The organism is Acidocella facilis ATCC 35904, assembly GCF_000687875.1.
Lineage (GTDB): Bacteria > Pseudomonadota > Alphaproteobacteria > Acetobacterales > Acetobacteraceae > Acidocella > Acidocella facilis.
Genome location: NZ_JHYG01000001.1, coordinates 386632 through 404713 on the forward strand (window position 1 = coordinate 386632; position 18082 = coordinate 404713).

The window sequence follows — 18082 nt, forward strand, 5'->3', positions numbered from 1 at the left end:
CATACGCCCCAACGTTTTTCGCAGCTTTTTGAAAAAAGCTGCACCAAAAACTTTTACACCATATCCACGATCATGGTCGCGACCTCGAGGTCGAAACTGCCATCCTCGGCAATCGCGAAATACGCCTTCACCGCCTCCGGCGCCCCCTGCTGCAAAGCCCTGATCGCCTGCTGCATCACCGCCGGCGTCGCGGTGCGCGCCACCCAGCTGGCAAACTCCATCCGCAGCCGCCGCACCGTCACGCCGCGCAGCCCGAAGCCCGCCTGCGCCAGCATCGCCCCCCACTCCGCGACGCTGTAATTGCGCCCGTGCGAGGGGTCGCGCAGCAGCTCCATCGTCTGCAGATGGCTGTCCAGCACCGGCTTCGCCGGCGCCACCGTATCGATGAACACCCCGAATGCCCCTGTCTTGCTCACCCGCCTGGCCGCCCGCAGCCCGGCCGGCACATCCGCCCAATGATGCGCGGTAAACCGGCACAGCACCGCATCGAACAGCCCATCCTCGAAGGGCAGCGCCTCGGCGGCGGCGAGCCGGGTTTCGATATTGCCCAGGCCACGCTCAGACGCCGTCCGCGCCACCGCCTCCAGCATCGCGGGCGTCACGTCGCACGCCACGACCCGGTTTACGTACGGGGCGGCGCGATAGCTCACATGCCCGCCGCCGCAGCCCAGATCCAGCACGCAGGCGGGCACCCGCGCCCGCAGCAGCGCCTCCATCTCGTCAAGATCCGCCCCGCCGGCATGCACGGCGCTCTGCACATAGGCATCGGCACGCGGGGCGTAGTGGGTGGCGGCGAAATTCGGCTCGGTCTGGCTCATATTTTGTCTCCTAGGCTCACCCTATCCGGGTAAACAAACCGGTATAAGGAGCAAAATTATCCTGGTATAAACTCCACCATGGATCACCTCCCGCAGCGGCGCGAACTCGGCGCCTTCATCCGCGCCCGGCGCGAGGCGCTGAGCCCTCCGCCCGGCGGCGGCCGCCGCCGCACCCCGGGCCTGCGCCGCGAGGAAGCCGCGACGCGCTGCGCGCTGAGCCCCACACTCTATACCTGGATCGAGCAAGGGCGGGATATTTCCCTCACCGCCCGCACCCTCGCTTCCCTGGCGCAGGGGCTCAGCCTCACCCCGGCCGAACGCGCCTATCTGTTCGCGCTGGGGCAGATCCGCGACCCCGCCACCCCGCCCAAGCTGCCCGCTTTGGCCCCGGTGCCCGCCGCCTTGCAACGCGCGCTCAGCGCCATCGCAGCCCCCGCCTATCTGCTGGATGCCCGCTTCACCGCCCGCGCCTGGAATGCCCCTGCCCGCGCCCTCTTCGCCCCCTGGCATGAAAGCGGCGAACCCAACCTGCTGCGCTTCGTCTTCCTGGTCCCCGCCGCGCGGGATTTCATTCAGGACTGGGCCGCCAGCGCGCGCCGTCTTGTCGCCGAATTCCGCGCCGAAACCGCTGAAACCCCAGACGATCCACGCCTGCACCGGCTGCTCGACGAATTGCGCGCGCAAAGCCCGGATTTCGCCAAGGCCTGGGCCGCGCGCGACGTGCAGGCGCGCCTGGGCGGGCTGCGCCGCTTCAACCACCCCACCCAAGGCGCGCTTTGCTTCACCCAGGTTAATTTCCAGCACCTGGCCGGCGAGCGCTACCGGCTGATCATGCTAATCGAGCCAGGCGAGCAAGGCTGAGACCGTGGCCAACGACAGCACCGTGGAAATCAAAATCGAGCGCGAGGTGACCGCCGCCTCGCGGTCATAGAGCTTGGCCAGCATGAACGGCCCGGTGCCGGTCGGCATCGCCGCCATGATCACCGCCGTCTTCGCCCAGACTTCCGGCATCGCCCAGAGCTTATAGGCCAGCAGGAAGGTCAGCAGCGGCTGCACCACCAGCTTCAGCCCGACCAACCGGACAATCACCCTCACTTCCGCCACCGCTTTCGACTGCGCCAGGAACAGCCCGATGGTCACCAGCGCGCAGGGGCTGGCGGAGGCGCCCAGCAGATCGGTCAGGTGAAACACCGGCGCCGGCAGCGCCCAGCCCGTAGCGCCGCGCAGCAACGCGAAGCCCAGCCCCGCCAGCGGCGCGCAGATCAGCGGGTTACGCAGCAGCGAGGAGCCGACCTTGCGCACCGCCGCTCCGATGCCAGGGCTTTTCTGCAAATCGATCTCGATCAGCACGATCGCCCCGGCGAAAATCACGCAGGCCACGATGATGGTGGCAATGATCGAGGGCACCAGGCTTTCCTGCCCCATCGCCGTCAGGCAGAGCGGAATGCCCATATAGCCGGTATTGGAATAGCTGGCGTTCAACCCGTCGATCGAGCGGTCCGAGAGCCGATGCCCCGGCGGCAGATGCCGGTGGCCGAGCGCGAAGGAGAGTAAAAAGCACGCCAGCGCGCCGATCAGAAACGCCGCGATGAAGGCCGGATGGTCCAGCTGCGCCCCATTGATATGCGCCATCGCCTGAAACAGCAAAGCCGGCAGCCCCAGCCAGACCACATATTTATTCAGCGCATCCGTCGCCTCCGGCCCGAGAATTCCGCGCTTGGAGACGATGAAGCCCAGAAAAATCAGCCCAAAAACCGGAAAAACCGACGCGATTACGTGATTCATACTGTCCTGATTTCAGACTTTTTACGGTGCGGCAAGACAAGTTTTCCGCAAGGCTGCCCTTGGCGCGCGGGACGGGTCATGGTCCATTACCCGCAAAAGCTCAGGAGCGGAATGCCATGTCAGTAGAACTCGGGATCGAAACCAAAGGCGCGCTGGGGATCATCCGGCTCAACCGCCCGAAGGCGATCAACGCGCTGACCCTGGAGATGGTGAACGGGCTGGACGCCGCCCTCGCCCGTTTCGCCGCCGATCCCGCCATCGCCGCCGTGCTGGTCAGCGGCGAGGGCGAGCGCGGCCTCTGTGCCGGTGGCGATATTCGCGCCCTCTACGACCATCGCGCCGAGGGCACCGGCCCGGGCCTTGCCTTCTTCGCCGCTGAATACCGGCTGAACGCGCAAATCGCCGCCTTCCCCAAACCCTATATCGCCTTCATGGACGGCATCACCATGGGCGGCGGTGTGGGCGTGTCCGCGCATGGCTCGGTGCGCATCGTCACCGAGCGCACCCGCCTGGCGATGCCCGAGACCGGCATCGGCTTCTTCCCGGATGTCGGGGCGAGCTGGCTGCTCTCCCGCGCGCCGGGCGAGCTTGGCACCTATCTGGCGCTGACCGGGCAGATCATCGGCGGCGCCGATGCGATCCTGGCCGGTCTGGCGGACGCTCTGGTGGAGAGCACCTCCCTGCCCGCTCTGCGCGCGGACCTCGAAGCCCTGCCGACCAGCGCCACACGGGCGGACATCATCGCCCTGCTGCCGCGCGCCGTGCCGGAGGCAAAGCTCGCCGCACAGCTGGACCTCATCAACCGCTGCTTCGCCTTTGACGATGCAAGCCAGATCGTCCAGGCGCTGGCGCGGGAGGGCTCGGCCTTCGCCCAGGAAACGCTGGACGTGCTGGCGCAAAAATCCCCCACCGGCATACAGGTGGCGCTGCGCCTGCTGCGCGCGGCCCGTACCTCGGCGGATGTGCGGGAATGCCTGCAACGCGAATACGCCGCCTGCGCCCAGGTGCTGGCGACCGGCGAATTCTATGAAGGTGTCCGCGCCGCCGTGGTGGATAAGGACCGCCAGCCGAAATGGAACCCGGCCAGCCTGGCCGAGATCACACCGGCGCTGATCGAGCCCTATTTCCGCCCCGCCAGGGCGCAGTTGTTCTGACCGCTTGCCGCTACCGAAAAGCCGGATAATATTCCTTGCATGAAAATAATATTCTCCGAAGACCATGAGCTGCATCAGAGCCCCGGCGAGCTGTTCCTCGGCGGCTTTACCGAGGCGTTCGAGAAGCCAGAGCGCGCCCGGCTGGTGCTGGCACGGGCCCGTGAAGTCGGGCTGGGCCCGGTTCTGGCCCCCGAATCCTTCGCGCTGGAGGCGATCACCCGCATCCATGACCCGGCCTTGGTCGAGCTGCTGCAGACCGCGCACGCGCAGTGGCTGGCCAGCGGCCGCAGCGGCGCCGCCTACCCCTATACTTGGGCCGCGCGCGGCATGCGCACCGACCGGGTTTCAAAAGAGATAGACGGCAAGCTGGGCTTTCACAGCTTCGATTGCGGCACGCCGATCACCGCGACCAGCTGGCAGGCGATCAAAGCCTCCGCCGATGTCGCCCTCACCGGCGCGAAATTGCTGAATGACGGTGAGGAGAGCGCCTTCGCCCTCTGCCGCCCGCCCGGCCACCATGCCACCGCCAGCCAGTTCGGCGGCTATTGCTTCCTCAACAACGCCGCCATCGCCGCGCAATCCCTGCTGGACCAGGGGGCGAAGCGTGTTGCCATCCTCGATGTCGATTACCATCACGGCAACGGCACCCAGGATATTTTCTATCACCGCGACGATGTGCTGTTCGTCTCGCTGCATGGCGATCCGGACCAGGAATTCCCCTATATGCTGGGCTTCGCGGACGAAACCGGGGCCGGGGCCGGTGAAGGCTGCAACGTCAACTATCCGCTGCCCTGGGGCACGGAATGGGAAAACTGGAGTGCGGCGCTGGAGGATGGGCTGCAGCGCATCAATGCCTACGCGCCGGATATGGTGCAGGTCTCGCTCGGCGTGGACACCTACAAGAACGATCCGATTTCGCATTTCAAGCTGGAGCATGAGCATTTCACCCGCATGGGCGCGCGCATCAAATCGCTGAACCGGCCGACCTTGTTCGTGATGGAGGGCGGCTATGCGGTGGCGGAAATCGGCATCAACGCGGTGAATGTGCTGACGGGGTTTGAAGCGGCTTAGCCGCCATATCCAAGCCGCCCCCGGCCTCTGATGACCGCTCAAGCCATCAGCTGAACTGACCGCTGCGCAGAATCGCCACCCCCTCGCGCGCTGGATCCAATTCCGTGTAGCGCAGCACGGCGTTGGCATGTTCGCGCATCAGCGCCTCCGCCCGCGCCCCTTGCCCGGCGGCGATCGCCTCGACGATGGCGTGATGCTGCATATGGGCGTAATTCAGGCGCTTATATTCCGCGGCGAGATTATTGCGGTCGATCGCCAGGGCCTTCACCGAGGCGAAGGGGAGATGATCGTTGCGCGAGAGTGCCTCCTGGATGGCGGCATTGCCGGAGGCCTCGATGATGGCGGCGTGGAAGCGGATATTGAGGTCCAGATAGAGCGGCGCGTCAGCCTCGGTGAAGCTGCCCTTGTCTAGCAGGGCATCGCCTTCCCGCAGGCAGAGCTTGAGGGTTTGCAGCACCGCCTGATGGGCGCCGCGCTCGGCCAGCAACCGCGCGGCCAGCCCTTCCAGCACCCCGCGCACCTCCACCGCGCCGACGATCTGTGCCGATGACACGGCGCGCACCGCGAAGCCGCGCGCACCGGCCCGCACCAGCAGCCCTTCCTGTTCCAGCTCCCGGAAGGCCATGCGCACCGGCATGCGCGAGACGCCGAGCCGCTGCGCCAGCGGAATTTCCGCCAAACGCTCCCCGGCGGCGAGCTCCCCGGCGCTGATCATCCGCCGCAGCGTCACCAGCACGCGCTGCCCGGTGCGTTCACCACTCATGGCCAAAACCCATAAATTGGATACAATTTAGTCGATTCAAATTGACTCACACCCATGATTCCGCGTTTATTGGATACATTAGCAAGAATAATCCAGGAGTGGAAACGCGATGTTCCTGAAAAATGCGTGGTATGTGGCGGCGATGCCGGACGAGCTGGCGGACAAGCCGCTGGGCCGGACGATCTGCGGCGAAAAAATGGTGTTTTACCGTGGCGCCGGTGGCAAGGTGGCGGCGGTGGAGGATTTCTGCCCGCATCGCGGCGCCCCGCTCTCTCTGGGCTATGTCGAGGATGGCAAGCTCGTCTGCGGCTATCACGGGCTGGCGATGGGCTGCGAGGGCAAGGCGCTGGAGATGCCGGGCCAGCGCGTGAACGGCTTCCCCGCGATCAAATCCTACGCGGTGGAGGAGCGCTACGGCTTCATCTGGGTCTGGCCGGGCGACAAGGCCAAGGCCGATCCCGCGACCATCCATCATCTCGAATGGGCGGTGAATCCGGAATGGGCCTATGGCGGCGGGCTCTACCATATCAATTGCGATTATCGGCTGATGATCGATAATCTGATGGATCTCACACACGAAACCTATGTGCATGCCGGCTCCATCGGCCAGAAGGAGATCGACGAAGCGCCGGTTTCCACCAGGCTCGAAGGCGATCACGTCATCACCAGCCGTTTCATGGAAAATATCAAGGCGCCGCCTTTCTGGCAGATGGCGCTGCGGATGAATGATCTGGCGCCGGATGTGGCGGTTGATCGCTGGCAGATCTGCCATTTCCATCCGCCCTCGCATGTGTTGATCGAGGTTGGCGTGGCGCATGCCGGGCATGGCGGCTACCAGGCGCCGGAGGCGGTGAAGGCCTCCAGCATCGTGGTCGATTTCATCACCCCGGAAACCGAGACCTCGCATTGGTATTTCTGGGGCATGGCGCGGCACTTCAAGCCCGGCGATGCCGAACTCACCGCCAAGATCCGCGAGGGCCAGGGCAAGATCTTCAACGAGGACCGGGAGATGCTGGAACAGCAGCAGCAAAATCTGCTGCGCTGGCCGGAGCGGGCCTTGCTGAAGCTGAATATTGACGCGGGGGGCGTGCAGTCCCGCCGGATCATCGAGCGGCTGCTGGCCGCGCAGGCGGCGTGATGCTGGCGCCGCTGACGATCGAGACCGAGCTGGTCGCGGTCCGCGATGCTGGCCTGGATGTGCGGCATTTCACCCTCGCTGGCGTGGCGGGCGCGTTGCCGCCCTTCAGCGCCGGCGCGCATGTGGATGTGCATCTGCCTGGCGGGCTGGTCCGGCAATATTCGCTGTGCGGCGACCCGGATGAAGGCGGCCCTTACGAAATCGCGGTGCTGCGCGAGCCCGCCTCACGCGGCGGTTCGGTGGCGATGCACGGGTTGCAGGAAGGGGCCAGGCTGACGATCAGCCCGCCACGCAACCTCTTCGCCCTGGATGAGACGGCATCGAAAACCCTGCTCTTCGCGGGCGGCATCGGCATCACGCCGCTTTTGGCGATGGCCCGGCGGCTGCACCGGCTGGGGGCGGAGTTCGAGCTGCATTATTGCGCCCGCACCCCGGCCAGGGCCGCGTTTCTGGAGGCGCTGCGGCAGGCGCCGTTCGCGGCCAGGGTGGTCACGCATTTCGATGACGGCGCGCCGGCCCAGGCCCTGAACGCCGCGGCCGTGCTGGCCCATCCGGATGCAGGCACGCATCTTTATGTCTGCGGCCCGGGCGGCTTCATGGCGCATGTGCTCGCCAGCGCCCAGGCGGCAGGGTGGGACGAATCGAGGCTGCACCGGGAATATTTCACAGCCCCGGCAACGGACACCGTCGGCGACCAGGCGTTCGAGATCGAGATCGCCAGCACCGGCCAGGTGCTCACCGTGCCGCCAGGGCGCAGCGCCTGGGCGGTTCTGGACGAAGCCGGGCTGTTCGTGCCGGTATCCTGCGAGCAGGGCATTTGCGGCACCTGCCTGGTCGGGGTGAAATCCGGCCTGCCCGACCATCGCGACAGCTATCTGACCGATGCGGAGCATGCCGCCAATGATCAATTCACCCCGTGCTGCTCACGCGCCAAAACAGCGAGACTGGTGCTGGATCTTTAACAGGGCGCTCGGTCCGGCTTGAATCAAGAGGCGATCAAGCCGGACCGTTCCGCCTACTGGATAGGCTGTAAATATGAAACGCGGCCGGTGCGAAACCGGCCGGGTTTTTAAAAATTTACGATCAGCCTTTTGCGTTTCGAAGCTCAAAGGCGGTCGCGAACTCAAAGCTGCCATCCGGCTTCTTACGCGGCGCGCCGAACAGCCTTGCCTTCACAAAGACATTGTTGCGCACCTTCACCGTCAACCAGATCAGAACAATCGGCAGCAGAACGCCAAGCAACAGCTCCAATAGCGGCAGCGCGCCGGAGGACGGGTCGGCCAGCGTTTGCATGGTGGCGCTGAGGGATTGCGGAATCATCAGCAGCAACAAGACCACCGCGCCAATATAGCCGCCATATTTATATTTGAAGATACTGAGCGAAACAGAGGCGAAAACGCCGAAAAACAACAGCCCGAGCAGGGTGGCGACGACCGCCGACGTGCCGGGATCCAGTTCCGGCCCCAGCTTGGCGCTGACCTGCGCGGCCTTCGCCAGCCCGATGAGAACCGCCAGCAGCATCATCAAAGTCGCAAGCACGATATTCATCCGGCGATAGCGGCGCATGCCTTCCGGCGAGGGAATGGAGGCGACAATCCGCGCCGCCATCAGGGGTTTTTGGACCTCTGACGCAATCTGTTTGAAGATTTCCGGCTTGGCCACGCCCTGGTCGGAAAGCGCCCTGGCGCGCAAGGCCGCATCCTTTAACTGGCGTCTGCTCATCGGCCTCTCCTTGCCATTGTCATTTTTTGAATGCCTGGAGATCTTGATAACCGGCGCGCGCCCCGGTCACAAGGCCATTTGTTTTGATGCAGATAGCAAAACCACGCGGCCTACATTTCGCGCAGCCGCCGCTGCCTACCGCGAGGCGGGCGCATGGAGGCTCATCGCAAAGCCTCCATGCCTTTTTGCACGCTCAAAGTTTCAAAACCGCCTTCACGCAGGCGCCGCTTTCCGACTCATGCACGGCCTCGTTGATCTGCGCGAAATCGTAAAACCGCATCATCTTCTCCGCCGGGAAGCGGCCCTGCGCGTGCAGTTCGATCAGCTTGGGCAGGAACACGGCCGGCTCGGCATCGCCCTCGACGATGCCGCGTATATGCTTGCCGCTGGTCAGCAGGTCGATCACCGGCACCGGCAGCACCTCATCCGGGCGCGAGGCGCCGATGATGCCCAGCGTGCCGCGCGGCGCCAGCGCCGCCAACGCCTGGGAGAGCACCGGGATCAGCGCCGTCGTGTCGATCGCGTAGGCCACGCCGCCGCCGGTGATTTGCCGGATCGCCTCGACAGGATTGTCCGTGCCGGCATTCACCGCATGGGTGGCGCCGAGATCCCTGGCGAGATCGAGCCGGGCCGGGTTGCGGTCCACGGCGATGATGGAGGTGGCCCCCACCAGCTTCGCCGCCATCACCGCCGAAAGCCCGACCGAGCCGGTGCCGAACACGGCGAGGCTCTCACCCACCCCGACCTTCAGCGCATTGATGACGGCGCCGGCACCGGTCTGGATGCCGCAGCCAAACGGCGCCAGCACCGCGAGATCGGCATCCGCCGCCACCTTCACCACATTGCTGTGATGCGCCACCACATGGCTGGCAAAGCTGGACTGGCCGAAGAAATGGCTGTGCACCGGGCCTGAATCACAGCTGAGCGCGGTGCTGCCATCGGCCCGCGCGCCGCTGAAATTGAGCGGAAAGAAGCCGTGGCAATAGCTGGGCGCATGCACCGCGCAAGAGGGGCAGGCCCCGCAGGCGCGGTAGCTCATCACCACCTTGTCGCCCACCGTAAAGCCGGACACCCCCGCCCCCACCTGCTCAACGATGCCCGCCCCCTCATGCCCCAGCACAATCGGCTGGGGCACCGGAAACACCTGGTCGCGCATCGCCAGATCCGTGTGGCAGATGCCAACGGCGGTGATGCGGATCAGCAGCTCATCCGCGCGCGGGGCTTCGAGGCTGAGGGTTTCGAGATGGAATTTACCACCCGGCGCGCGGGTGACAGCGGCCTGAATATGCATCCTGACCTCCTCAGAACGGCTTCATCGGCGCGTCGGCCTGCATCGTCATCCATTGCCACATGGAGAACTCCTCCCAGCTTGCGGGGCCGCCGACGGCGGTGCCGTTGCCCGAGGCGCCGCGCCCGCCGAACGGGTTGGCCACGTCATCGGCGACACTCTGGTCGTTGATGTGGATCAGGCCGGTTTTCAGCTGCCGGGCAATCTTCATGGCGCGGCCGATATCCTTGCCGATGATGCCGGCGGAGAGCCCATATTCGGTGTTGTTGGCGAGCGCGATCGCCTCCTCGTCGGTATCGAACGGCACGATATTCACCACCGGCCCGAAAATCTCCTCATCGAAGCAGGGCATGCCCGGGCGCACATCCTCCAGCACGGTGGGCTTGTAGAATAGCTGCTCATAGGTGCCGCCCGCCGCCAGCTTCGCGCCGGCCGCGACAGAGTCTGTGACCAGCTTGTGCACACGGTCCAGCTGGCGCTGGTTGATCAGCGGCCCCAGCGCCACCTGCCCGGAGGCCGGGTCGCCCACCGGCAGATGATTGGCCTTTTCCACCAGCGCCGCGGTCAGTGCCGGCACCAGCGACCGCTCGACCAGGATGCGCCCGGAGGCCATGCAGATCTGCCCCTGATGGAACCAGGCACCGAAGGCGACGTTGGAGGCGGCGGCGGCGAGATCGGCATCGCCGAGGACGATGACGGAATTCTTGCCGCCCAGCTCCAGCGAGACCTTCTTCAGATGCCGGCCGCAGCTCTCGCCCACCTTGCGCCCGGCGGCGGTGGAGCCAGTGAAGGCGACCATCTGGATATTGGGATCGGTGCAGACCGCCTCGCCCGCCTCCACATAGCCGGGGACCATATGCAGCAGCCCTTTCGGCAGCCCGGCCATCTCGAAGATGCGGGCGATGATGACGCCGCCCGAGACCACCGTCTGCGGGTCCGGCTTCAGCACCACGCCATTGCCGATGGCCAAAGCGGGCGCCACGGCGCGCAGCCCCAGGATCAGCGGGAAATTGAACGGCGAGATCACCCCGACAACCCCCAGCGGCACACGCCGCGCGATGGAGAGGCGCTCCGGGGTGGAGGGCAGCACCTGGCTCGGGATATGGTGCAGCAGGGCGGCGGCGGCGCGGCAGATCTCCACCGCCTCGCGCACCTCGTGCTGGCCCTTGGGGATGATGGCGCCGGTCTCGCGGGCGATCCAGAGCGCCAGCTCCTCCGCATGGGTTTCAAAAAGTTCGGCCGCCTTCAGCAAAATCGCCTCGCGCTGGCGCTCATGGGTGGCGAACCAGGCGGGCTGGGCCGCCGTCGCCGCCTGGGCGGCGGCGGCAATCTCCGCCGTACCGCCAATGCCGGCGCGGGTCAGCACGCCAGCGGTGGCGGGCTCCAGCACGTCAGCGATGGTGGGGGCGGCGACCCAGTCGCCATTGAACAGCTTGCCCTCCCAGCCGGTACCAAGGAAAGCGCCTTGGGTGATTGCGTCCAACATGATGCTAACTCCGTGTTTGATTGATTCAGGATGGTTCGGAAGCCGGGCTTGCGGCGGGCGGCTTCGTGGAGGGGCGGCGAGCGAAGCCACGCTGCCGGCCAGCCTCCCCGCCCCGCAAGTTCAACATGTAACCAACAGGCAGCAGGCGCAGCGCGTAGCGGCGCTCCACCCAGCCCCAGATGCCCTGCGGCAGCAGCAGGGCGAACCCCACCGCGGCGGCGCCAATGCCGATGAGATACCACACGCCCTGGGCGCCGAAGCCGGCCTCCACGGCGAAGAACAGGATGGCGCCGAGGATCGGCCCCTCGAACGTGCCGATGCCGCCGACGAGGGTCATGAAGATCATGTAGGCGGTCCATTGCACGCCGAAATAGGTGTTCGGCTGAAACGAGATCGAGGTGGCGAGCCACACCGCCCCGGCCATGCCCGCCCCCAGCGCCGCCAGTACGAAGATGATGCGCTTGGTGCGCCCGACCTGCACGCCCACCGAGCGCGCCGCCTCCTCATTGTCGCGGATCGCCTGCACCGCCGCCCCCAGCCGCGAGCGCAGCAGCAGGAACAGCAGCAGCGCCACCCCGGCCATGGCCAGCAGCCCGAACCAGTAGGTGTCCGCCCTGCGCGCGGCGGGGGCGAAGCTGTTGAGCGCCAGCAGCGAGGTACCCGTCGCCCCTTGCACGATCGGGTCCAGGCTGACCAGCAGCTGCACCAGCGCCGCCAGCACCCACATGCCGATGGCGAACTCCCCCGCCCGCAGCTTCAGCATGAAGCTGGACACGATAAGCGCCAGCACCGCACTGCTCACACCGCCCAGCAGCAGCGCCGCATAGACCGGCACACCGGCCTGGGAGAGCCGGATCGCGCCATAGGCGCCGAAGCCGAAGAAGAGCTGCTGCCCGACCGAGACCAGCCCGCCATAGCCGGCCAGCGCGTTCCAGGTGATCGCCAGCATCACATACACGAACAAGGTGGTCAGATGATCGACCGCATTCGCCGAGAGCAGCAACGGGCCCGCCAGGAGCGCTAAATTCAGCGCCACGATCAGGGCGGTGCTGGCGATGGAGCGGCGTGTCCAGCGCTGGACGTGATAGGCGTGCGTCATGCGACCCTCATGCGGAGACGGCGGAGATAGGCGCTGAGCGCGCCGCCCTGGTAGAGCCGGGCGATCAGCACGACGAGAAACACGGCATGGCCGGCGATTTGCGACAGATGCGTGTTGAGCGCCCCGCCCACGCCCTGCGCCACCCCCAGCACGATGCCGCCGATGAGCGTGCCCCAGAGCGAGCCGGTGCCGCCGATTACCACCGCCTCGAAGGCGTAGAGCAGCTGCGGGCCACCGGCATAGGGGTCGAAGCTCCCGCTCGCCCCCAACGCCGCGCCGGCCAACCCGACCATGACCATGGCCAGCGCCGTGGTGGCGGCGCGGACCAGCCTGGTATCGACCCCGGAGAGCCTGGCGGCATCCTCATCCTCCGCGGTGGCGCGGATGCGCCGGCCGATCTGGGTACGCGAGAGCAAAAGCTGCGTGCCCCCCAGCACCAGCAGCGCAGCGGCGAACACCAGACAGGCGAGCTGGCTGATGAAAATCCCGCCGATGGCCCAGCTGCCGTAAGAGAGTGTGCCGATATCCGCGGCGAAGGACTGCGTATCCGCGCCAAATATGCTGAACAGCACATTGTCGCAGATCAGCGCCAGGCCGAACGTGGCCAGCAGCGGCACCAGCGCGCCGCCTTTCAGGCTGGGCTCGATGATGCAGAATTGCAGCGCCACGCCCAGCAGCGCCATCACCGGCAACATCAAGGCGAGACCGCCCAGCGGCGAGATGCCAAGCGTCTGATAGATCACCATCATGATGAAGGCGCCCAGCACCGCCAGCGACCCATGCGCCAGATTGATGACGCGCATGACCCCGAACAGAAAGGAAAGCCCCGCCGCCAGCAGCGCGTAATACCCGCCGAGCAGTACGCCTTGCAGAAACTGATTAAGCCAGAACATCGCTACATCCTTTCAATGCGCTTGCCGGTTGAGGCCGAAATAGGCGTCCATCACCGCCTCGCGCGTCAGGCTGCCGGCGGCGCCGGAGAGCACGATGCGCCCTTCCAGCATGCAAACCAGCCGCGTCGCCGCCGCCATGGCGCGGCGCAGATCCTGCTCGACGAGAATGATGCTGGTGCCGGCCGCGCGCAGCTTCGGCAGGGCTTCGTAAACCCCATCGACCGCCACCGGCGAGAGGCCAAGCGAAAGCTCATCCAGCAGCAGCAGCTCAGGGTTGGTCATCAACGCCCGGCCGATCGCCACCGCCTGCTGCTGCCCGCCCGAGAGTAGCCCGGCCTGGCGCTTGAGAATGGGCTTGAGCTGGGGGAGCGCCTCCAGCACGGTCTCGAAATTCCACACCCCCTTGCGGCAGGCGGCGAGGTGCAGCGTGTCCTGCACGTTCATCCCCGGAAACAACCGCCGCCCCTCCGGCACCAGCGCGATGCCGCCCCGCACCCGCCGGTGCGCGGACAACCGGGTGACATCCTGCCCGCGAAACATGATCCGCCCCTGCACGGGACGGTGCGCGCCGGCGATGCTGCGCATCAACGTGCTCTTGCCCGCGCCATTGGCGCCGACGATGGCCAGCACCTCGCCAGGCGCCATGCTGAAGGAGAGATCATGCAGCGCGACCAGCAGCCCATGGCAGGCCTTGAGATTTTCAATCGTCAGCAGGGTCATGCCGGAACCTCCTCCGAACCGAGATAGGCGCTGATCACCACGGGGTCTTTCAGCACCGCCTGCGGCTCCCCTTCGGCGATGATGCGCCCGGCATCCATGCAGACCAGCCGGGTGACGACTTTGACCAGGATGTGCACGATATGCTCGATCCAGACGATGGCGATGCCGCGCCGGCGCAGATCCAGAATCACCTCCACCAGCTCCAGCGCCTCGCCATCGGTCAGGCCGCCGCCGATTTCATCGAGCAGCAGCAGATCCGGGCCAGTGGCCAGAGCGCGCGCCAGCTCCAGCCGCTTGCGCTCCAGCAGCCCCAGCGTTTCCGCCGGGCGGTTGGCGACGGCGAGCATGCCGCACAGCTCCAGCGAATCCACCGCCCGGTCATAAGCCTCGCGCTGCGCGAAGCCGCCGCCTTGCGTTGCCGCCACCAGCAGATTTTCGAACACCGTCATGCCGCCGAACGGCTTTGGCACCTGGTGCGACCGGCCAATGCCGTGGCGGCAGCGCCAGGCCGCGTCTTGCCCGGTGATCTCCTCCCCGCGCAGGGTGATGCGCCCCTCGCTCACCGGCACCGCGCCGGAGAGCAGGTTGAGCAGGCTGGTCTTGCCGGCCCCGTTGGGGCCGACAATGCCGACAGCCTCGTTCGCCGCCACGTGGAACCCCACGCCATTGACGACGGCCAGCGCGCCATAACGCTTCACCAGCCCGGTTGCTTCCAGCAGCTTGGTCATGAAGCCACCAAATGGCCGCGAAGGAAGCTGGCAACCTCCTCGATGGAGTCCATCCCTTCACGCACCAGCGGCGCGTAAAGCTGCCAGGAATGGCACATGCCATCCCAAACCCGCAGTTCGGCCTGCACACCTGCACCGCGCAGCCTCCGCGCGATGGTGACGGAATCGTCGCGAAGCATCTCCCGCGATCCGACATGAACGAGCACCGGCGGCAAACCGGAAAGCTCCGCGAATAAAGGTGTCACCGCCGGGTCGCGCAAATTCCGGCCGGGCAAATAGGCGCTGAGGAACAGACCGACCAGCTCCTTGGAGAGAATCGGATCATCGGAGACGCTGTGATGCGTCTCACCATCCCCCGCAAAATCCAGGGCAGGTGACATCAGGGCCAGGGCGGCGGGGCTTTGCCCTCCTCCGTTGCGTGCCCTGACGGCCGTGGACAAAGCAAGATTGCCACCCGCACTGTCCCCCGACAGGGCAATTGCCTCGTATCCTTCAGCCAAGGCCCAATGAAAGGCGGACAGAGCATCGTCATGGGCGGCGGGAAACGCGTGTTCCGGCGCAAGACGGTAATCCGCGGCCAGAACCGCGATGTTCGCGGCGCGGGCGAGATTGGCCGCCACCGTCCGGTGGGTCCGAGCGGACCCCAGCACGAAGCCACCGCCATGATAATAAATGATCAGCCTGCCGGGCACGGCATCGGCCGGCAGGATGAGATCCCCGCCCACCGGCCCCGCCTCAACGCGCCGGATCTCCAGCCCCTCTGGAACCGGCAGGGCGGCATGCGCGACGTTGAACCAATCCCGCAATTCCAAGGGACCGCCTTGCGGTGGAGGATTTGCCGCCATCACTGCCAAAAGAGCATCAAGTTCAACCAACGACATGCCGCGCCTCCTCACATCTTGTACGGCTCAAGCGGGCCCTGGATGGGCACGGAGGGATCCTCCGCATGCTCGAAGGTGCGGTAATCCAGCTTATATTTGCCAGACGTCGCCTTCAGCCATTGCGCGCCGATGAGATTGGTGGTGGCGACATTGGGCACCGGACCGTTGACGAAATCGATCCGGCCCATCACCGTGGTCGTCTGCAACCGGCTCATCGCCTTCGCCACCGCGGATTTGTCCTTTGGATTTCCGGCGGATTTCAGCGTCGCCACCATGGCGTCGAACAACGCCAGGGAAGGCCCGAGCTGTTGCTGCCATTGCCGCCCGGTCGTGGCCTGGTAGGTGCTGGCGAGCTGCGCCGAGCTGAGCCCGGTGAGCGCCGAACCATACGGGAAGGCCGGATGCCAGTAGGCGCCGGCATTGATCCGGTAGCCCAGCGGGCCCAGCGCCTCCATCTGCGAGGGAAACAGACCGGTTTTGGCGACGGTGACGATCTTCATCTGCCGGGTCAGCCCCTGCTGCGCCGCCTGGCGCCAGAAGCTGGTGAAATCCGGCGGGATCGGGAAGGTGCAAAATACCTCGCAGCCGGCCTTCTTGAACATCGCGATCTGCGCGGAATAATCGGTGGTACCGTCCTGGTAGCCACCAGGATCGACCATATCGAACCCGGCCTTGGCGAGGTCGGGCAAGAGATGCGCGCGGATGGCATTCCCGTCCGCATCGTTGGGGCACAGCACCGCCACCCGCTTGTTGCTGGCCACATCATTATTCCAGCTGGAAATGTAGAGATCCCGGAACTGCGCGGTGCCGAAGCAGAAATGGTAGGTCCATTTGAACGGCGAAGGCTGGCCCGGCTTGGCGCCGCGCCCGAAATACCAGGACTCCCAGGGTACGATGGTGGACAGGCACGGCACGCCCGCCGCCTCGCACGCATCGGCCACCGGATTGACCACTTCCGGCGTCGAGGTGGTCAGCATCAGATCGATCTGCTGGCCATTGATCAGATCCTTGGCGAGCTGGCTGGCCCGGGCGGGATCGGACTGGGTGTCGCGGTCGAAAATCGTGACCTCGTAGGTGGTGCCGTTCAGCGTCAGCCCGTTCGCGAATGCCTTGCGGACCAGCCCGAGAATGAACGGATCGCCCTCGCCGAAGCCGGCCAGCGGCCCGGTGCGCGGGCTGATGAAGCCGATGCGCAGCGTATTCGCCGCCGCCGCCCGCGCCGGGCGCCAGCCGGCGCCAAGCCCCAGCGCAACGCCGGCACCGGCGCCGACGAGCAGCCGGCGCGACAGCCCGTCACGGGTGTTTGAATCGTGAACGCTCATGGTGTTTCCCCGTTCTTTGCTGTTGGCATCTCAGAAGGCATGGATGTAGCGCAGAATGACATTGAAGCCGTTGGTGGTGTTCTTCTTCACCACCGGCAGATAGACATTCAGGAAGCCAATATTGTTCTGGTTGAACATGTAGGTCGCCCCCGGCCCCATCGAGAGGCTTTCCGTCTCGGTGCCTTTCTGGGTCACGCCATTCACCTGGTCATCGGTGAATTGCTTGAAGTAATAGCCGTTTAGCCCGACATTGAGCTTCGGCAGCACCTCGTAGGAGGCGGTGAAATTCACCCAGCCCGCATCACCCGCCTGGGTGGTGGTGCCGGCCGGCAGCGGCGCGCTGGAGGCCGGCTGGGAGTTGGTGAAATTATGCAGATAGTTGAACCGCGCCGACAATTCGGTTTTGGCGGTCGGCAGCACTGTCACCGACCAGTAGGGATTGATCGACCAGAAGCCCGAGCTGGGATTGATGTCCTTCGAGGTGTCATACGACCCGCTGGGCGAGATCACGTCGAATTCCATGCGCTGCGCGAAAACCGGGCGGCCGCCGCGAATGACCGGCGGAAACGCGATGAACGGACCCCAGGTGATGTCGCCAACCCCCATGCCGCGATTGGCGACCAGCCGGACTGGGCTGTCATGCGCGAAGGAGGCATTGAGATCGACCAGCGGCACGATCGCCATCGCCCCAAGCACCCCGCCGAACAGATGATAAGGCGACACATAGATGAACTGGTTGAGCGAGACGATCGCGGTGATGCTGGTGTTCTTGAACACCGGAATCGCGTTGCCATTGGTGTCGTTGATGGCGTTGAAATGCTGGATCTGGAAATATTGCTGGTAGATCAGACCAGGCGTGTATTTACCCAGCGCATCGAAGAAACTGGTGCCGCCGAGATTGATGCCCGACGGCTCGTTGACCGTCACCGCCTGGGCGGGCTTCAGCGCCGCGCCGCAGGCCAGCGCCAGGGCAAGAACCGCGGATGAAACAGCCTTGAATTTTCTTGTTTTCATTGAACGCTCCCATATTGGATACGCCTTTGCGGCGTTGATTTTAAGGAACCGATGGACCGGCCCAAGCTTTTATTATGTTATATTACATATTTTTGAGCGATACCGCACAGCACTCACGGCATTCCGATCCTCCCTTCCCTTACCTCTGCCGCCGCGTTGAATCCGGCGCTGGCGAAGCTTATCGCATCATGGCCTCGGCC

The 18082-nt window shown here is 65.4% G+C and carries 18 protein-coding genes; 5 read left to right on the forward strand and 13 right to left on the reverse strand.

The window, feature by feature from the left end:
• Positions 1-53 precede the first annotated feature (53 nt).
• Positions 54-818, reverse strand: coding sequence for a class I SAM-dependent methyltransferase (locus T331_RS0101930; RefSeq protein WP_026438811.1), 765 nt, complete (start codon positions 816-818; stop codon positions 54-56).
• A gap of 78 nt (positions 819-896) precedes the next feature.
• On the opposite strand from T331_RS0101930, the gene T331_RS0101935 reads away from it, so the two are divergent.
• Positions 897-1679 (forward strand): helix-turn-helix transcriptional regulator, encoded by a 783-nt coding sequence (locus T331_RS0101935; RefSeq protein ID WP_035178751.1) that lies wholly within the window; start codon positions 897-899, stop codon positions 1677-1679.
• Here the strand turns inward: T331_RS0101935 and T331_RS0101940 are convergent.
• On the reverse strand, positions 1653-2603 hold the full coding sequence (locus T331_RS0101940) for an AEC family transporter (protein WP_026438813.1): 951 nt from the start codon (positions 2601-2603) through the stop codon (positions 1653-1655). The two genes, T331_RS0101935 and T331_RS0101940, sit on opposite strands and share 27 nt — an antisense overlap.
• A gap of 116 nt (positions 2604-2719) precedes the next feature.
• Between T331_RS0101940 and T331_RS0101945 the strand changes: the two genes are divergently transcribed.
• Together T331_RS0101945 and T331_RS0101950 are read left to right on the forward strand one after the other, a co-directional pair.
• Complete coding sequence (locus tag T331_RS0101945) at positions 2720-3757, forward strand: enoyl-CoA hydratase/isomerase family protein (RefSeq protein WP_026438814.1); 1038 nt, start codon at positions 2720-2722, stop codon at positions 3755-3757.
• A gap of 39 nt (positions 3758-3796) precedes the next feature.
• Positions 3797-4828: a histone deacetylase family protein gene (locus T331_RS0101950; RefSeq protein ID WP_026438815.1), complete on the forward strand. Its 1032-nt coding sequence runs from the start codon at positions 3797-3799 to the stop codon at positions 4826-4828.
• Positions 4829-4874: 46 nt separating this feature from the next.
• On the opposite strand, the gene T331_RS0101955 is transcribed toward T331_RS0101950, so the two are convergent.
• The gene (locus T331_RS0101955; protein ID WP_026438816.1) at positions 4875-5591 is read right to left on the reverse strand and encodes a GntR family transcriptional regulator; all 717 of its coding nucleotides are present in this window, start codon (positions 5589-5591) and stop codon (positions 4875-4877) included.
• Positions 5592-5700: 109 nt separating this feature from the next.
• Here T331_RS0101955 and T331_RS0101960 point away from each other — a divergent pair, with 109 nt between their 5' ends.
• Together T331_RS0101960 and T331_RS0101965 are read left to right on the forward strand one after the other, a co-directional pair.
• Complete coding sequence (locus T331_RS0101960) at positions 5701-6729, forward strand: aromatic ring-hydroxylating dioxygenase subunit alpha (protein ID WP_026438817.1); 1029 nt, start codon at positions 5701-5703, stop codon at positions 6727-6729.
• The gene (locus tag T331_RS0101965; protein ID WP_035178753.1) at positions 6729-7691 is read left to right on the forward strand and encodes a PDR/VanB family oxidoreductase; all 963 of its coding nucleotides are present in this window, start codon (positions 6729-6731) and stop codon (positions 7689-7691) included. Before T331_RS0101960 ends, T331_RS0101965 begins: the two co-directional genes overlap by 1 nt.
• Before the next feature lie 121 nt (positions 7692-7812).
• On the opposite strand, the gene T331_RS0101970 is transcribed toward T331_RS0101965, so the two are convergent.
• The 10 genes from T331_RS0101970 to T331_RS0102015 all read right to left on the reverse strand — a co-directional run bounded on the left by T331_RS0101970 (position 7813) and on the right by T331_RS0102015 (position 17882).
• A complete protein-coding gene (locus T331_RS0101970) occupies positions 7813-8451 on the reverse strand; it encodes a hypothetical protein (protein WP_026438819.1) in 639 nt (212 codons plus the stop codon).
• 193 nt (positions 8452-8644) lie between these two features.
• Positions 8645-9742: an NAD(P)-dependent alcohol dehydrogenase gene (locus tag T331_RS0101975; protein ID WP_026438820.1), complete on the reverse strand. Its 1098-nt coding sequence runs from the start codon at positions 9740-9742 to the stop codon at positions 8645-8647.
• 10 nt (positions 9743-9752) lie between these two features.
• On the reverse strand, positions 9753-11225 hold the full coding sequence (locus T331_RS0101980; RefSeq protein ID WP_051622015.1) for a benzaldehyde dehydrogenase: 1473 nt from the start codon (positions 11223-11225) through the stop codon (positions 9753-9755).
• A 25-nt stretch (positions 11226-11250) separates the two neighbouring features.
• Entirely contained in the window at positions 11251-12324 is a 1074-nt protein-coding gene (locus T331_RS17015) for a branched-chain amino acid ABC transporter permease (protein WP_081822085.1), read from the reverse strand.
• Positions 12321-13217, reverse strand: a complete 897-nt coding sequence (locus T331_RS0101990; RefSeq protein ID WP_026438822.1) for a branched-chain amino acid ABC transporter permease — start codon at positions 13215-13217, stop codon at positions 12321-12323. The genes T331_RS17015 and T331_RS0101990 overlap by 4 nt, the downstream gene beginning before the upstream one ends.
• Positions 13218-13229: 12 nt before the next feature.
• Complete coding sequence (locus T331_RS0101995) at positions 13230-13937, reverse strand: ABC transporter ATP-binding protein (RefSeq protein ID WP_026438823.1); 708 nt, start codon at positions 13935-13937, stop codon at positions 13230-13232.
• Complete coding sequence (locus T331_RS0102000) at positions 13934-14665, reverse strand: ABC transporter ATP-binding protein (protein WP_026438824.1); 732 nt, start codon at positions 14663-14665, stop codon at positions 13934-13936. The genes T331_RS0101995 and T331_RS0102000 overlap by 4 nt, the downstream gene beginning before the upstream one ends.
• Positions 14662-15477 carry an alpha/beta hydrolase gene (locus T331_RS0102005; RefSeq protein ID WP_081822086.1) on the reverse strand — a complete coding sequence of 272 codons (816 nt, stop codon included), beginning with the start codon at positions 15475-15477 and terminating at the stop codon, positions 14662-14664. The genes T331_RS0102000 and T331_RS0102005 overlap by 4 nt, the downstream gene beginning before the upstream one ends.
• 80 nt (positions 15478-15557) lie before the next feature.
• Positions 15558-16868: an ABC transporter substrate-binding protein gene (locus T331_RS0102010; RefSeq protein ID WP_026438826.1), complete on the reverse strand. Its 1311-nt coding sequence runs from the start codon at positions 16866-16868 to the stop codon at positions 15558-15560.
• Between the two features lie 30 nt (positions 16869-16898).
• Positions 16899-17882 carry a SphA family protein gene (locus T331_RS0102015; RefSeq protein WP_008493192.1) on the reverse strand — a complete coding sequence of 328 codons (984 nt, stop codon included), beginning with the start codon at positions 17880-17882 and terminating at the stop codon, positions 16899-16901.
• Positions 17883-18082: the final 200 nt, after the last annotated feature.

Bases quoted from the DNA above. Each gene is read 5' to 3' on its own strand.
- T331_RS0101930 (WP_026438811.1), bottom strand. From the start codon at position 818: ATGAGCCAGACCGAGCCGAATTTCGCCGCCACCCACTACGCCCCGCGT.
- T331_RS0101935 (WP_035178751.1), top strand. From the start codon at position 897: ATGGATCACCTCCCGCAGCGGCGCGAACTCGGCGCCTTCATCCGCGCC.
- T331_RS0101940 (WP_026438813.1), bottom strand. From the start codon at position 2,603: ATGAATCACGTAATCGCGTCGGTTTTTCCGGTTTTTGGGCTGATTTTT.
- T331_RS0101945 (WP_026438814.1), top strand. From the start codon at position 2,720: ATGTCAGTAGAACTCGGGATCGAAACCAAAGGCGCGCTGGGGATCATC.
- T331_RS0101950 (WP_026438815.1), top strand. From the start codon at position 3,797: ATGAAAATAATATTCTCCGAAGACCATGAGCTGCATCAGAGCCCCGGC.
- T331_RS0101955 (WP_026438816.1), bottom strand. From the start codon at position 5,591: ATGAGTGGTGAACGCACCGGGCAGCGCGTGCTGGTGACGCTGCGGCGG.
- T331_RS0101960 (WP_026438817.1), top strand. From the start codon at position 5,701: ATGTTCCTGAAAAATGCGTGGTATGTGGCGGCGATGCCGGACGAGCTG.
- T331_RS0101965 (WP_035178753.1), top strand. From the start codon at position 6,729: ATGCTGGCGCCGCTGACGATCGAGACCGAGCTGGTCGCGGTCCGCGAT.
- T331_RS0101970 (WP_026438819.1), bottom strand. From the start codon at position 8,451: ATGAGCAGACGCCAGTTAAAGGATGCGGCCTTGCGCGCCAGGGCGCTT.
- T331_RS0101975 (WP_026438820.1), bottom strand. From the start codon at position 9,742: ATGCATATTCAGGCCGCTGTCACCCGCGCGCCGGGTGGTAAATTCCAT.
- T331_RS0101980 (WP_051622015.1), bottom strand. From the start codon at position 11,225: ATGTTGGACGCAATCACCCAAGGCGCTTTCCTTGGTACCGGCTGGGAG.
- T331_RS17015 (WP_081822085.1), bottom strand. From the start codon at position 12,324: ATGACGCACGCCTATCACGTCCAGCGCTGGACACGCCGCTCCATCGCC.
- T331_RS0101990 (WP_026438822.1), bottom strand. From the start codon at position 13,217: ATGTTCTGGCTTAATCAGTTTCTGCAAGGCGTACTGCTCGGCGGGTAT.
- T331_RS0101995 (WP_026438823.1), bottom strand. From the start codon at position 13,937: ATGACCCTGCTGACGATTGAAAATCTCAAGGCCTGCCATGGGCTGCTG.
- T331_RS0102000 (WP_026438824.1), bottom strand. From the start codon at position 14,665: ATGACCAAGCTGCTGGAAGCAACCGGGCTGGTGAAGCGTTATGGCGCG.
- T331_RS0102010 (WP_026438826.1), bottom strand. From the start codon at position 16,868: ATGAGCGTTCACGATTCAAACACCCGTGACGGGCTGTCGCGCCGGCTG.
- T331_RS0102015 (WP_008493192.1), bottom strand. From the start codon at position 17,882: ATGAAAACAAGAAAATTCAAGGCTGTTTCATCCGCGGTTCTTGCCCTG.